Genomic DNA, 14,556 nt, shown 5'->3' with positions numbered 1-14,556 from the left:
CGGTTGCGGCGCGGGCGGCGCCAGCGTATTGGCTGGCCATGACAGCAGCACAGAACGACCGCTCCGCGTCGACGCCCTCGGTGGCCTCGGCGCACGACAAGATTCTCATCGTCGACTTCGGCAGCCAGGTGACGCAGCTGATCGCGCGCCGCGTGCGCGAGGATGGCGTCTATTGCGAGATCGTCCCGTTCAACAAGGCGGAAGCTGCCTTCGATGAGATGAAGCCGAAGGCGGTGATTCTCTCCGGCGGCCCTGAATCGGTCCACGAGGCCGGCTCGCCGCGAGCCCCGCAGTCGATCTTCGATTCCGGCGTGCCCGTGATGGGCATCTGCTACGGCCAGATGGCCATGGCGGCGCAGCTCGGCGGCGAGGTCGAGGGCGGCCATCACCGCGAGTTCGGCCGCGCCGATGTCGAGGTCAAGGCCGACAGCAAGCTATTCGCGGACGTCTGGTCGTCAGGCAGCAAGAACCAGGTCTGGATGAGCCATGGCGACCGCATCACCAAGATGCCGCCGGGCTTCTCCGTCGCCGGCACCTCGCCGAACGCGCCGTTCGCGATCATCCAGGACGAGAAGCGCAAATATTACGGCCTGATGTTCCACCCCGAAGTGGTGCACACGCCCGACGGCGCCAAGCTCATCCGCAACTTCGTGCGCAAGATCGCCGGCCTTTCCGGCGACTGGACCATGCGCGCCTTCCGCGAGGAGGAGATCGCAAAGATCCGCGCGCAGGTCGGCAAGGGCAAGGTGATCTGCGGCCTCTCCGGCGGTGTCGATTCCGCCGTCGCGGCCGTGCTGATCCACGAGGCCATCGGCGACCAGCTCACCTGCGTGTTCGTCGATCACGGCTTGCTGCGCCTCGACGAAGCCAAGACCGTCGTCGACCTGTTCCGCCACCACTACAACATCCCGCTCGTGCACGTGGACGCCTCCAAGCAGTTTCTGGGCGAGCTCGAAGGCGTCACCGACCCCGAAGCCAAGCGCAAGACCATCGGCCGCCTCTTCATCGAGGTGTTCGAGGCCGAGGCCAAGAAGATCGGCGGCGCCGACTTCCTCGCGCAAGGCACGCTCTACCCTGACGTGATCGAGAGCGTCTCCTTCACCGGCGGCCCCTCGGTCACCATCAAGTCGCACCACAATGTCGGCGGACTGCCCGAGCGCATGAACATGAAGCTCGTCGAGCCCCTGCGCGAGCTGTTCAAGGACGAGGTGCGCAAGCTCGGCCGCGAGCTCGGCCTTCCCGAAATCTTCGTCGGCCGCCACCCGTTCCCGGGCCCCGGGCTCGCCATCCGCTGCCCCGGCGAGATCACCCGCGACAAGCTCGACATCCTGCGGAAAGCGGATGCCGTCTACATCGACCAGATCCGCAAGCACGGCCTCTACGACGAGATCTGGCAGGCCTTCGCCGTGCTGCTCCCGGTGAAGACCGTCGGCGTCATGGGCGACGGCCGTACCTACGACTACGTCGTCGGCCTGCGCGCCGTCACCTCAACCGACGGCATGACCGCGGACTTCTACCAGTTCGACATGAAATTCCTGGGCGAGACCGCGACGCGCATCATCAACGAGGTGAAGGGCGTGAATAGGGTGGTGTATGACGTGACGAGCAAGCCGCCTGGGACGATCGAGTGGGAGTAGGGGGCGTAGAACTTAAGGTCTGAGACCGGCTGTTTGCGCCGCCGAGAATCAGGCTTACAGCCCGTGACATCGGGCACTATGTCTGCATTTGTCGTTTAGGTTGCAGAGAATGCCCGCATGATCGGTGAAGAGGAAAAGCCCCATCTGCTTTCACGCTCGCTGACAGACGTTCGGATAACGAAATTTAGTGGGACGCTATGCGAAGAACTGTGTTCTACTCTTGGCAGTCAGACCTCCCTTCAGCGACCAATCGCAATCTGATCCAGGAAAGTTTGAGTCGAGCTATTCGTTCGATCGGTCAAGATGCAGACGCTAAGATCGAACCTGTACTCGATAGGGTTACGGCCAACCTCGCAGGCGCTCCAGATATCGCGCACAGCATTTTAGCTAAGATATCTTGCGCTGACGCATTTGTTGCGGACGTTAGTATCGTTAGTTGTAACGCTGCCCGTCCGACTCCTAATCCCAATGTGCTCGTTGAGTTGGGTTACGCTGTCGCTCGGCTTGGTTGGAGCAGAATCATTCTGATTCAGAATAGTGCGTTTGGCGGGCCCGAATTGCTGCCATTCGATCTGCGAGGGCGACGCATCGTGGTTTACGAGGCCATAGAGAAGAGTGATCGGGTTGAGGCGAGGTCCCTGCTTCAGGGGCGTCTTGAGCACGGACTGCGAATGGCCTTGGAAGCGGGACCATCAAGCGCCATTGCAAGCGGGGCAGAAGTGCAACTTTGGTGGGGAAAATGGGATTTCGATGCTGCCTCTTTTGGGGGTAACTTGTTCATCCGCGAAGTGGGGCCTAACGGCTTTTTCTTTGATCTTGTTGTTTTCCACGGAGCGCATTCGGGATCAATCACCTCGTATGCTCGCATAGTCTCGCAAGACGTAGCTTACTGCCGAGTGCGTAACGGAGAGACGGATGAGGACGGGGAATTGATTTTCCGACGTCGGATGGAGAGCGGCAAGCGAATCATAGAAATCGAGGAAACCGCAGCGTGTAGTAGTTTTCGGGGGGCCCGCGCTACGTTCGGCGGTAACTTCACCCGTCAAAGGGAGCCGTGGTTCGATGCTGGACTTATGAACGAAGTAGAGGTTGTTCGTTTGTATGCGCTTTTAGGCGAGCATATCGATAAGATGCGGAATTGTACAAGCGATCTCCATGAGCGAGAGGACATTGATTCTGCCGCGGCAAGAGTCATCTCTGGTGGCGTAGCCGGACTCTACACAATTATGGAAAGCATTGTGATGCTCAATGATTCCGGTGAGATGTGGGCTGCCTACATTGACGACACGGTGGTTCGATACTTCACGAATGTGCCAGCCGATCGGACCGTTGTGCCGAAGATTTTTGACGACTGGCGAGCAAATTTTTCTGATATGCCCATTCAATACACCGAGCGGGGAAATGCCTCCCAATCAGAAGACGTAGTCGGGTAAGCGGGAGGGAAGTCCATCGCACAGCACCCAAGGGCAAACGTCCGATGCGGAGCGCGCGGTCTCGCGCTACGCAACTTGAACCGCCGTGTCGGGATTCTATCTTCATGTCCGTTGCACCGAATTTGAACCAGCCATCCACCTCCACCGACCCCGAATCCCTCGGCTGGATGCGCGGCTTCCCGCCATCCCCGGACCGCACCATCACCTTCCAGGACGGCTCGTTCCGCAGCTTCCCCGAACTGCGCTGGGCCTGGTCCAACATCCGCCAGCTGGTGCCGACCGTGAATGTCTGGCGCGGGGCGGGGCCGGCCTCTCTGCTCCCACGCGAGGATCATGACATAGGCGCGGTCGCCTCGACCACGATGGACGGGCGGCCCATGACTTTCGCGAAGATGCTGGAGGAGACCTACACCGACGGCATCGCCGTGCTGCATCGGGGCAGGCTGATCTATGAGCGCTACTTTGGCGCGTTGAAGCCGCACAAGCCGCATATCGCGATGTCGGTGACGAAGTCGTTCACTGGCGTGCTCGCGGGCATCCTGGTCACGGAAGGCAAGATCGATCCGCAAGCGCCTGTTACGGACTACGTGCCGGAGCTGAAGGCGAGCGCGTTCGGTGATGCGCGCGTGCACGAGGTCATGGATATGACCACGGGGCTCCTCTACACCGAGGTCTATACCGACAAGAACTCGGACGTGTGGGGCCTTCGGCGCGCCAACGGCATGGCGCCGATCCCGCCGGGCTACGAAGGCGCGACCACGATCTTCGATTTCCTGATCGCGCAGAAGAAGCAGGGCGAGCACGGCAAGGCCTTTGCCTACAAGACCGTCAACACCGACGTGCTGGCCTGGATCGTCAGGCGCGCCAGCGGCATGACGCTGTCCGATCTGCTGTCCGAGCGCATCTGGCAGCCGATGGGGCGGAGGAGGACGCGCATTATCACGTCGACCGCATCGGCACCGAGAGCGGCGGCGGTGGGCTCTCCACGACGTTGCGCGATCTCGCCCGCTTCGGCGAGACCATGCGCAATCACGGCCGCTTCAACGGTCGGCAGATCGTGCCGTCACAAGTGGTCGAGGACATCGCACGCGGCGGCGACCCTGAGAAGTTCAAACCGGCCGGCTACACCACGCTGCCGAGCGCCTCGTACCGAAACCAATGGTGGATCACGCACAACGCGCACGGCGCCTACATGGCGCGCGGCGTTCACGGCCAGGGCATCTACATCGATCCAAAGGCCGAGATGGTGATCGCGCGCTACGCCTCGCATCCCATGGCCGGCAATGCCGCCAATGATCCGGTGACACTGCCGGCGTATATGGCACTGGCGAAGGCGCTGATGGCGGGATAGGTGCGTAGGGCGAATTAGCCACACGGCGTAATCCGCCATCTCGCGCCGAGCCGTGCTGATAGATGGCGGATTACGCTTCGCTAATCCGCCCTACGAGCTGCGGTCTGGGCAAACCGCAAGATCAGTCGAGCGTGCTGCGGGCAGGCTCGCCTCACTCGCGCGCCTCCTGCCAATGCGGATAGGTGACGTAGGCGGTCACCGCGCCTTGCTCGTGCGAGCGGATCGTGACCGTTTCGCCCTTTGGCATGTAGACGATCTCGCCGGGACCTGCGGTCACGGTGTTGCCGCTGCTGGTGACCGAGAGCTTTCCTTCCAGGACGAGCATGACATCGTCGACCGTGAGCTTCTCGTCGAGATTCTGGTTCGGCGCATAACGGCCGAAGCCGATGGTGATCGGTCCGCCGTGGCGCTGGTCGATCACATTTCCGGCGAAGATATCGCCGTCCTGCCCGGGCGAGCGTTCGAGCGAAGCGTCGGTGATGGCGAATTTGCGAACTTTCATGAGTTCCTTCCGTCTTGTGCAGGCTGGTTTGGCGGGGAGGGCACCGATAGACGTCTGGCCGGGTATTTGGTTCGCAAGGGCACGCGAGGCGGTTTGACGCAGCAACGTCTGGCAATATAAGGATTGACTTATATTAGCGCTGATCGATATTCCTTTGCCTCGCACGTAGCGACAGGGAGAAGCGCAAATGGAGATCGACGTCGCCAGGGTCCTCGGGCTCGTCACGCGTTCGGTGAAGAATTTCGACAAAGACGGAAAGGCGGCGAGCGCCGTGACGCTGACGCGGCTTTACGACACCAGCGTCGACGATCTCTGGGACGCCGTGACCAGCAGGGAGCGTATCCCGCGCTGGTTCCTGCCGGTCGAGGGCGACCTTCAGATCGGCGGGAAGTATCAGCTCAAGGGCAATGCCGGCGGCACCATCACCGCCTGCACGCCGCCGACCCGTTTTGCAGCGACGTGGGAATTCGGCGGCGCGGTCAGCTGGATCGACGTCACCCTGGCCGCGGAACGAAGCCAGGCGCGTTTGACGCTTGAGCACACCGCGATCATCGAGGATCATTGGAATCAGTTCGGCCCCAGTGCGGTGGGCATCGGCTGGGACCTCGCGCTCGCCGGACTGGAGCGCTATCTCGCGACGGGGGCATCGGTGGACCATGAGACGGCCGAAGCATGGATGGGCTCGCCTGAGGGCAAGGACTTCATGACGACCAGCGGCGAATATTGGCGCGGGGCGCATGTCGCAAGCGGCGTCGATCCGGCCGCGGCGAAAGAGCGCTCGGACCGCACCATCGCGTTCTATCGCGGCGAGATGCCGCCCGACATCGCCCATCCCGGCACAGGAAGCTGATGCACGTCTTCGAGGTCCTCGCCGATCCCGTGCGCCGTCGCATCCTCGAGCTGCTCGGCCAAAACGAAATGGCGTCCGGCGAGGTCGTCGAAGTGATCGGGGCCGAATTCGGCATCACGCAGGCGGCAGTCTCGCAGCACCTCAAGGTGCTGCGAGAGAGCGGCTTTGCGACCGTTCGCGCCGAGGCGCAAAGGCGGCTCTATTCGGTGGACGTTGCTGGCCTTCGGGCGGTGGATGCGTGGATCGGCCAGTTCAGGACTTTCTGGGAGCCGAAGCTGGACGCGCTGGCAACCGAGATCGCGCGCGGCAAGCGCGAGCGCCGCAATGCGCCGATCACCAAGCGGAGCGGAAAGAGGGCTTGAGGGTGCTGCAAACCTGGTGGTGAAGAAGCCGGGTCACGCAGGATGCGGACCCGGCTCGCAATACTCGATCAGCAGTTCGGTGAGAACCCGTATCTTCCGTGCCGGATGCTGGCCTGGTGGGCGGATCATATAGGCACCCGCCGGAGGCGGAGGATACCGTGTCATCACCGGAACAAGCGCGCCGGACGCGAGATGTGCATGGGTGAGGCGATCGGGAAGGTAGGCGATCCCGAGTCCTGCCGTTGCGGCGGCAAGGAGCGCTGTGCCGTTGTCGGCCTTGAAGCGCCCCTGCGGACGAACCGTGATGATCTTGTCGCCATCCATGAGTTGCCACGCTTCAGTGCCTTGCATGAGCGCCTCATGGGCGACGAGTTCCTCCGGCGACTCCGGCGATCCGTTGGCCTTGATGTAGTCAGGGCTCGCGAGAAGCTTCCCGTGGATTGGGCCGATGCGTCTCGCAATCAGATTGGAGTCCTGAAGATAGCCGATCCGTATCGCGCAATCATAGCCGTCGGCGACGAGATCGACGAAGCGATCGCTGTAGCAGGTTTGGATCTGAAGGTGGGGATGGCGGCGCGCCATTTCTGCAAGGATGGGAGCAAAGTGCGTCGGGCCGAATGAAAGCGGCACTGCAACCCGCAAGCGGCCGCGCAGCTCTCCGGCGGGCTGGATCGCTTCACTCGCTGCGTCAATTTCGGCGCGGACCCTGGCTGCATAGTCTCGGAACGTGACGCCGGCCTCCGTGAGCGCAGCTCCGCGGGTCGTTCTTGCAAGAAGTTGGACGCCAAGTTCGGCTTCGAGCCGGAGAAGCCGACGACTGACGATCGATTTCGCGACCCCCAGCCGGGCCGCAGCGGACGAAATTCCTCCGGCGTCGGCAACTTCGACGAATGTCCGTATCTCTTCGATATCCAACAGCGTTCCCCAATCGGCGACACAGCGTTCCGCGGCGGCACACTATCGTATCGCATCCGGGAACGCCAATGTCGGTGTCAGGCTACGTCGCTGCTGACGTGCGCCTCCGAACCAGTGCCGCTCACGACGGCAGTAAAGGATGCAACGATGACTTTTCGTAACGGCCTTGCTTCGCTTCTTCGTCCCGAAGATTCGGTGCTCGTCTTGATTGACCACCAGCCTTACCAGCTTGCGAACGTGAACAGCCATGAACCGCAGATGGTGATCAACAATACGGCCGGTCTGGCCAAGGCCGCCAAAGCCTTCGGCGTCCCCACGATCCTGACCACGGTGATCGCTGAACGCGGTGGCCTTCTTTTCCCTCAGATCACGGAGGTTTTCCCCGGCCAGGAGGTGATCGATCGGACCTTCATCAACACCTGGGAAGATCGAAAGGTGGTTGACGCAGTCAAGGCCACCGGCCGCAAGCAGCTCATCATCGCTGGTCTGTGGACCGAGATCTGCGTCGCCATGCCGGCGATCCAGGCGCGCGGCGAAGGCTGGGATGTAACTGTCGTCACCGACGCCTCTGGCGCCGTGTCTATGGAGGCCCATCAGGTCGCAATCCAGCGCATGATCGCGGCCGGCGTGAACATGATGACCTGGCTGGCGGTCGCGGCCGAATGGCAGCGCGACTGGGCTCGGATCGATCAAGCTGTCGCGCTCACGAAGGTGATCACGGAACATGCCGGCGGGAGCGGCATCGCATATCTGTGGGAGCAGCAGCTGCTCAACACGCCTGTGCCCCGCTGACGCAGGATGATCTGACCTTGTGAGGAGCCAGCGGCTGCGCGAAGCGTGGGCCGCTGGCGCAGTCCATCCGCCCGGCCTCCTGGGCTGGCTGATAGCGAATTCGCTGATCCCGTCAGGGTCTCGACATTTTCTCGAACTTCTTCACCAGCCGCTCGCGCTTCAGCCGCGACAGCCGCTGGATCCAGAATAGGCCGTCGAGCTGGTCGATCTCGTGCTGGTGACAGACCGCGCGCAAACCTTCCGACTCCTCGCTGTGCACGTCGCCGTCGAGATCCTGATAGCTGACCCGCACGCGGCCGTGGCGCTGCACCTCGTCGTTGACTCCAGGCATCGAGACGCTGCCCTCGCGATGCAGGATCATCTCGGGCGAAGCCCACTCGATCTGAGGATTGACGTAAGTTTGCGCGCCGTCCTTGGCCTCGAGCTCCAGCACCACGACCCGCAAGGGCACGCCGATATGCGGCGCGGTGATGCCGATGCCGGGCGCGGCGCGCATGGTGTCGAGCAGATCCTGCGCGAGCGCGCGCAAGGCGTCGTCGAACGCGGTGACGGGACGGGCAGGGCTCGCGAGCCGGCGGTCGGGATAGCGGAGGATGGGGCGGATGGTCATGCTCGCTCCTACCACTCACGGTTCGTTGAAGCACCCCTCTCTTGATAATCTACCGACTAGAAGGTAGATGATCCCGTATGAGCAATGTTTCCTCCACCGCCGACGACATTCTCGCCTGCGCGCGCACGCTGATCATCGCGGGCGGCTACAACGGCTTCAGCTACGCCGACATCGCCGATGTCGTTGGCGTCCGCAAGCCGAGCATCCACCACCATTTCGCCAGCAAGGTCGATCTGGTCCGCACCTTGGTGTCGCGCTATCGCGAGGAGGCGCAAGCGGGACTGTCGGCACTGGAACGCAACGTCACCGACCCCGCCGAGCAGCTCAAGAGCTACATCGCGTATTGGGAGGCGTGCATCAAGGATGCGACGGCTCCATTCTGCGTCTGTGCGCTGCTGGCCAGCGAGCTTCCGATTTTGCCTGACGAGGTAGCGCTCGAAGTCCGCGCGCATTTCCGTTTCCTCGGGGCGTGGCTGGCGTCGGTGATGGAGCGCGGCAAGCGGCAAGGGCGGCTGCATCTCTCGAGCACGGCCCGGGTCGAGGCCGAAGCGTTCATGGCGACCGTTCACGGCGCGATGTTGTCGGCGCGCGCTTATGGTGATCCCAAGATGTTCGGGATCATCACCCGGCCGCTGCTGGAACGGCTTTCCACCAGGCACTGACGAGATCGACACGCGCTGTAAGCCGTCGCGGGTGATGACGCTTGTCGCAAAAACTACCAACTAGTAGGTAAGGAGACCATCATGAGACCTCATGAACTCGCTTTGGAGACAGCCGAAGATACGCAATGGCTGAAGCAGTATTATTTCCTGCGCGGCGCGTTTTCCGTCGCCTGGGTTGTTGCGGCCTTCGCGATCGCGCCGTCGTCCGCGGCGGTGGCAGCGGCGTTGCTAGTCGCTTATCCCGCCTGGGACGCCGCGGCCAACTACCTCGATGCGCTTCGAAGCGGCGGGCTGAACCAGAACCGCACGCAAGGCTTCAACGTGCTGGTCAGCCTCGCGACCACCATCGCGGTCATCCTGGCCTTGCAGGTCAGCATGAACTGGGTGCTCGGAATCTTCGGGGCGTGGGCGATCCTGTCTGGATTGCTTCAGCTCGGCACGGCCGCGCGGCGGTGGAAGAGTTTTGGCGCGCAGTGGGCGATGGTGCTCAGCGGTGGCCAGTCGGCTCTTGCGGGCGGCTTCTTCATCTTTCAGGCCTCGATGCCTGCGGTGCCATCGATCGCGAACGTCGCGGGCTACGCCGCGGTCGGTGCGCTCTACTTCCTGGTCTCGGCGGTCTGGCTGACCGTTAGCGGGTGGCGGCGTGACGCGGCCGCCTGAAGTCACGCAACGGACCTCACGCCGGCTACGGCGTGCCGTCCTTGCAGGAAGCGGCCCTCCGCGCAGGGCCTGCTGACGGCGCAAGTGGAGGTGTTTTGCCCGACGTGTCAAACTGTCCGTGACATGTCCGGCATGGAAAGCGTGAGTCGCCGGGTGCCAAATGCTGCTCGCTAAGTCATTGATCCCGCAAGGGGCGGCTACTGTGCATGGGGTTGTTTTCGCACTTGGGTTGGCGGCTCGCGGTCACGTGCTACGAAACCGACGTCGCAGTGTCGGCCGGCGCAGTTCCCGTTCGTCTTCCAGCCAGACAGATCTGACGGGAGACCCAAATGACCCAATCCCCCTATCGCTGGGTGATCGTCGCCGCCGGCGGCCTGCTCGGCTGCGTCGCCATCGGCGGCATGTTTTCGCTGCCGGTGTTCCTGCAGCCGATCGCAAAAGACACCGGCTGGTCGGTGACCGGCATCTCCAGCGCGATGACGATCGGATTTCTGGCCATGGCCTTCACCAGCATGGTCTGGGGCACGCTGTCCGACCGGTTCGGGCCGCTTCCGGTGGTGCTGACGGGATCGATCGTGCTGACGCTGAGCCTGTTCGCCGCGAGCCAGGCGACCTCGCTGATCGTGTTCCAGATCGTGTTCGGCCTTTTGACCGGGGCAGCGTGCGCCGCGATCTTCGCGCCGATGATGGCGGCGGTGACCGGCTGGTTCGAGACCCAACGCAGCCTCGCGGTGTCGCTGGTCTCGGCCGGCATGGGCATGGCGCCGATGACGATGGCGCCGTTCGCGGCCTGGCTCGTCTCCGGCCACGACTGGCGCACCTCGATGCAGATCGTCGCACTGGTGGTTGGCGCCATCATGATCCCGGTCTCGTTCCTGGTGCGCCGTCCGCCCGCCCTGGCGCAGGCTGCGCCGGCGGGTGAGGGCGCTGCGCCAAGCGAGATGTCGATGGGCGAGGCGCTGCGCTCGCCGCAATTCATCATCCTGCTCGCGACCAATTTCTTCTGCTGCGCCACCCATTCCGGCCCGATCATCCACACCGTCAGCTACGCCGTGAGCTGCGGCATTCCGCTGGTCGCGGCCGTGACGATCTACAGCATCGAGGGTTTTGCCGGGCTCGGCGGCCGCATTGCCTTCGGGCTCCTCGGCGACCGCTTCGGCGCCAAGCGCGTGCTGGTCTCGGGCCTGCTGCTCCAGGCCTTCGGCGCGCTCGCTTACGTCTTCGCGCATCAGCTCGCGACGTTCTATGTGGTCGGGGCAATCTTCGGCTTCATCTATGCCGGCACCATGCCGCTCTATGCCGTGCTCATCCGCGAGAATTTTCCGCTCAAGATGATGGGCACGGTGATCGGCGGCACGGCGATGGCCGGCAGCCTCGGCATGGCCACCGGCCCGCTCGCCGGCGGCCTGATCTACGACGCGTTCTCCAGCTATGCTTGGCTCTACATCGCGTCCTGGGCAATGGGCCTTGGTGCCTTCCTGATGGCGATGACGTTCCGCCCCTTCGCCAAGCCGCAAGGCGAGGCGGCACCGGCGCCGGCGTGAATTTGCGATCGAGGCGCACCGTCAGAGCTGCGCCTCGATGGCGGCCTTGTCGATCACCGACCAGACCTGCCGGATCTTGTCGTCGCCGAACTCGTAGAACACGTTCTCGCAGAAGGACACCCGCCGTCCATTCACAGGAAGCCCCAGGAACGTTCCGACCGGCGCGCAGTCGAACTGCAGCCGCGCCGCAATTCTCGGCGGCTCTGAGACCAGCAGCGCGATGTTGAAACGCAGATCCGGTATCTCGCGAAAATCCTGCTCCAGCATCGCGCGATAGCCCGCTAGCCCGAGCGGCCGGCCGTTGTGGACGACATCGTCATGCACGAACCGGCCGAGGGCCGGCCAGTCCTGCCGGTTCAAACAGGCGATGTAGTTGCGGTAGTGGTCGGCGAGATCGGCCCTGTCCATCGTGAGGCTCCCATGCTGCAAGCACAACGCAGCAGGAGGCAAATTTGTCTCACGGCGTCACAGCCGCTTCTCGAAAAACAGATCGGGATAGGGGTCGTCGTTGAAGCGCGGAATCTCGCGCCAGCCGGTGTTGCGGTAGAGCTGGGCGGCCTCGGGCAGGGCGCTGTTGGTGTCGAGCCGCAGCAGCTTGATGCCGAGGCCGCGTGCAGCCTGCTCGGTTGCGTCCATCAGGCGCCGGCCGAGCCGCAAGCCGCGCGCGGCGGGCGCGACCCACAGCCGCTTGATCTCGGCATAGCCGTGATCGGTGCCTTTCAGCCCGACGCAGCCGATCGACAGCGTGTCCGACATCGCGACGAGGAACGTGCCGCGCGGACGACGCATGTCCTTGGCGTCAGGGTCGCGCGACAACGACACGTCGAAGCCCTGTTTGAAGCGGCGGCCGAGCTCGGCATAGTACTCGCCGAGGCAATAACGGGCCTCCTCGCTTTGCGGGTCCATTTCGTCCAGCGTGACGCGCTCGCGCGTCAGCGCGGAAGCGATCAGATCCATCGCCGCCAGCAGCGCCTCGGCTTGCGAATGTTGCGCAAGGATACCGTCGGCCTGCGCGTTCGACAGCGCTTCATACGCTGCGAACTCGCGCCGGCCCGCGCGCGTGAGCTTTGCCATGCGCCGACGCGCATCGTCCTCACGCGCGGCGGTCTCGATCAGCCCTTCGTCTTCGAGGCTGCGGAGCAGCCGGCTCATCAGTCCGGAGTCCAGGCCGAGATAGTCGCGGATTTCGGCCACGTCCGAACGCCCGTGCCCGATCGCGTTGAGCACGCGCGCCGCGCCGAGCGGCCGGCCGCGCCCCAGGAACGAGGTATCGAGCGCGCCGACGGCGGAGGTGACGGCGCGATTGAAGCGACGAACGCGGGAGACGGGATCGAGCATGATGTCTGACTTTAGTCAGATATCTCTGCCTGTCAACCGAGTGACTGACCGGGCCGCAATCGAGCGCCTCATTGTGAGTTGTGCCCTCGCTGTGAGCCGCTACCATGCGCCGGCTCCCCGAAACTCGATAAGCAGCACAGCAAGCGGAGGCGACATGAGCGAGCAGGACCACAAGGTGAAGGGATCGGACCTGTTTGTCGCCGCGCTGGAGAATGAAGGCGTCGACAGGATCTTCGGCGTACCCGGCGAGGAGAATCTCGATCTGATCGAATCGCTGCGTACCTCCAGGATCGAACTGGTCCTGACCCGCCACGAGCAAGCCGCCGCCTTCATGGCAGCCACGTATGGGCGACTGACGGGCAAGCCCGGTGTCTGTCTGTCGACGCTGGGACCTGGCGCGCTCAATCTGTCCACCGGTGCAGCCTATGCGCATCTCGGTGCGATGCCGATGATCCTGATCACCGGCCAGAAGCCGATCATGAGCAGCCGGCAGGCGCGCTTTCAGATCGTCGACGTGGTCGCGACCATGAAGCCGCTGACCAAGCTGTCCCGGCAGATCGTCAGCGCCTCCAGCATCCCGACCGTGGTACGCGACGCCTTTCGCGTGGCAATGGAGGAGCGGCCGGGACCGGTGCATCTCGAACTGCCCGAGGACATCGCCGGCGATGAAGTGTCGCCCGTCCCTGTGATTCCGATTCATCCGATCGAAATCCCGGTCGCCCATCGGGCCGCGCTCGACCGCGCCGCCGAGATGATCCTGGCGGCGAAACGTCCGTTGGTGATGATGGGCGCTGCGACCAGCCGGCCGAGGTCGACGCATGGCATCGCAAGCTTCGTGCGGCGGACCGGCATTCCCTTCTTCACCACGCAGATGGGGAAGGGCACCGTGCCGGGCGGCACCAATCTCTATATGGGGACCGCCGCGCTGTCCGAGCGCGACTACGTTCATGACGCGATCGATGCTGCCGACCTTATCGTCGCGATCGGCCACGACCCCATCGAGAAGCCGCCTTTCATCATGGGGCCGTCGGGTCCGAAGGTGATTCACGTGAGCTACACGCCGGCGAGCGTCGAGCTGGTCTATTTCCCCGACGCCGAGGTCGTCGGTGACGTCGGTCCGAGCCTGGAGCTGCTCGCGGACCGGCTCGAAGGCAAGGTGCCGCAGGCGGCGGCGCTGTTGCCGCTCCGCGAAGAGATTTTAGCTCACATCGCCGATCGTGCCACCGAAGCGCGCTGGCCACCGACGCCGCAGCGGATCGTGCACGACACCCGCCAGGTGATGCCGGAGAACGGCATCGTCGCGCTCGACAACGGCATGTACAAGATCTGGTTCGCGCGCAACTACCGCACCCGCGTCGCCAACACGCTGCTGCTCGACAATGCGCTGGCAACGATGGGTGCGGGCCTGCCCTCGGCCATGATGGCCGCGATGCTCTATCCGGACCGCCGCGTGCTCGCGGTCGCCGGCGACGGCGGCTTCATGATGAACAGCCAGGAGATGGAGACGGCCGTCCGCCTCAAGCTCAATCTCGTCGTGCTGGTGCTGGAGGACAATGCCTACGGCATGATCCGCTGGAAGCAGGCGGTCGATCAATTCGCCGATTACGGCATGACCTTTGGCAATCCCGACTTCGTCCAATATGCCAAGGCCTATGGCGCCAAGGGGCATCGCATCACGAGCATCGACAGTTTCGGTCCGACGCTCGACGCCGCCTTCAGGGAGGGGGGCGTGCATCTGGTCTCGATCCCGATCGACTATTCCGAGAACGTGCGGGTGCTGGTCGACGAGTTGCGAGCGCACGAGAAGGCGAAGAGGTGATTATGTTCGTGACTCTCGGCCCTGTCCGTCATTGCGAGCGCAGCGAAGCAATCCAGCGTTTTCCGCAGAGGCGCTCTGGAT

Annotated in this window: 14 protein-coding genes and 1 pseudogene; 10 read left to right on the top strand and 5 right to left on the bottom strand. The window is 63.5% G+C overall.

Annotated features, from left to right (window positions below):
- The first annotated feature begins 38 nt into the window (after positions 1-38).
- The 3 genes and pseudogenes from guaA (at position 39) to SE91_RS17490 (ending at position 4,421) form a co-directional block, all read left to right on the top strand.
- Entirely contained in the window at positions 39-1,637 is a 1,599-nt protein-coding gene (gene guaA / locus SE91_RS17500; protein ID WP_061851179.1) for a glutamine-hydrolyzing GMP synthase, read from the top strand.
- A 671-nt stretch (positions 1,638-2,308) separates the two neighbouring features.
- The gene (locus SE91_RS17495; RefSeq protein ID WP_156489659.1) at positions 2,309-3,070 is read left to right on the top strand and encodes a hypothetical protein; all 762 of its coding nucleotides are present in this window, start codon (positions 2,309-2,311) and stop codon (positions 3,068-3,070) included.
- A 44-nt stretch (positions 3,071-3,114) separates the two neighbouring features.
- Positions 3,115-4,421: pseudogene (locus SE91_RS17490) on the top strand (serine hydrolase domain-containing protein).
- 151 nt (positions 4,422-4,572) lie between these two features.
- Here the strand turns inward: SE91_RS17490 and SE91_RS17485 are convergent.
- Positions 4,573-4,923: a EutQ-related cupin domain-containing protein gene (locus tag SE91_RS17485; protein ID WP_061848458.1), complete on the bottom strand. Its 351-nt coding sequence runs from the start codon at positions 4,921-4,923 to the stop codon at positions 4,573-4,575.
- A gap of 187 nt (positions 4,924-5,110) precedes the next feature.
- On the opposite strand from SE91_RS17485, the gene SE91_RS17480 reads away from it, so the two are divergent.
- Both SE91_RS17480 and SE91_RS17475 read left to right on the top strand, forming a co-directional pair.
- Positions 5,111-5,773: an SRPBCC family protein gene (locus SE91_RS17480; RefSeq protein ID WP_061848457.1), complete on the top strand. Its 663-nt coding sequence runs from the start codon at positions 5,111-5,113 to the stop codon at positions 5,771-5,773.
- Positions 5,773-6,135 carry an ArsR/SmtB family transcription factor gene (locus SE91_RS17475; protein WP_061848456.1) on the top strand — a complete coding sequence of 121 codons (363 nt, stop codon included), beginning with the start codon at positions 5,773-5,775 and terminating at the stop codon, positions 6,133-6,135. The genes SE91_RS17480 and SE91_RS17475 overlap by 1 nt, the downstream gene beginning before the upstream one ends.
- A 33-nt stretch (positions 6,136-6,168) precedes the next feature.
- Here the strand turns inward: SE91_RS17475 and SE91_RS17470 are convergent, their stop codons facing one another.
- On the bottom strand, positions 6,169-7,050 hold the full coding sequence (locus SE91_RS17470) for a LysR family transcriptional regulator (RefSeq protein WP_061848455.1): 882 nt from the start codon (positions 7,048-7,050) through the stop codon (positions 6,169-6,171).
- A gap of 147 nt (positions 7,051-7,197) precedes the next feature.
- On the opposite strand from SE91_RS17470, the gene SE91_RS17465 reads away from it, so the two are divergent.
- A complete protein-coding gene (locus tag SE91_RS17465; protein ID WP_061848454.1) occupies positions 7,198-7,842 on the top strand; it encodes a hydrolase in 645 nt (214 codons plus the stop codon).
- A 112-nt stretch (positions 7,843-7,954) separates the two neighbouring features.
- Here the strand turns inward: SE91_RS17465 and SE91_RS17460 are convergent, their stop codons facing one another.
- Positions 7,955-8,452 (bottom strand): peptide deformylase, encoded by a 498-nt coding sequence (locus tag SE91_RS17460; RefSeq protein ID WP_061848453.1) that lies wholly within the window; start codon positions 8,450-8,452, stop codon positions 7,955-7,957.
- A gap of 77 nt (positions 8,453-8,529) precedes the next feature.
- Here SE91_RS17460 and SE91_RS17455 point away from each other — a divergent pair, with 77 nt between their 5' ends.
- The 3 genes from SE91_RS17455 to SE91_RS17445 all read left to right on the top strand — a co-directional run bounded on the left by SE91_RS17455 (position 8,530) and on the right by SE91_RS17445 (position 11,318).
- Entirely contained in the window at positions 8,530-9,114 is a 585-nt protein-coding gene (locus SE91_RS17455) for a TetR/AcrR family transcriptional regulator (RefSeq protein ID WP_061848452.1), read from the top strand.
- Between the two features lie 81 nt (positions 9,115-9,195).
- Positions 9,196-9,774 (top strand): hypothetical protein, encoded by a 579-nt coding sequence (locus tag SE91_RS17450; protein WP_061848451.1) that lies wholly within the window; start codon positions 9,196-9,198, stop codon positions 9,772-9,774.
- Between the two features lie 329 nt (positions 9,775-10,103).
- Complete coding sequence (locus SE91_RS17445) at positions 10,104-11,318, top strand: MFS transporter (RefSeq protein WP_061848450.1); 1,215 nt, start codon at positions 10,104-10,106, stop codon at positions 11,316-11,318.
- 21 nt (positions 11,319-11,339) lie between these two features.
- On the opposite strand, the gene SE91_RS17440 is transcribed toward SE91_RS17445, so the two are convergent.
- Together SE91_RS17440 and SE91_RS17435 are read right to left on the bottom strand one after the other, a co-directional pair.
- Positions 11,340-11,726, bottom strand: a complete 387-nt coding sequence (locus tag SE91_RS17440; RefSeq protein ID WP_061848449.1) for an ester cyclase — start codon at positions 11,724-11,726, stop codon at positions 11,340-11,342.
- A gap of 57 nt (positions 11,727-11,783) precedes the next feature.
- Entirely contained in the window at positions 11,784-12,656 is an 873-nt protein-coding gene (locus SE91_RS17435) for a bifunctional helix-turn-helix transcriptional regulator/GNAT family N-acetyltransferase (RefSeq protein WP_061848448.1), read from the bottom strand.
- Positions 12,657-12,810: 154 nt separating this feature from the next.
- Here SE91_RS17435 and SE91_RS17430 point away from each other — a divergent pair, with 154 nt between their 5' ends.
- Entirely contained in the window at positions 12,811-14,475 is a 1,665-nt protein-coding gene (locus tag SE91_RS17430; protein ID WP_061848447.1) for an acetolactate synthase large subunit, read from the top strand.
- Positions 14,476-14,556 lie beyond the last annotated feature (81 nt).

It is taken from the genome of Bradyrhizobium sp. DOA1 (genome assembly GCF_001593325.1).
Lineage (GTDB): Bacteria > Pseudomonadota > Alphaproteobacteria > Rhizobiales > Xanthobacteraceae > Bradyrhizobium.
Note: the sequence above shows the minus strand (reverse complement) of the source record. Positions and strands in the feature narration are given on the sequence as shown.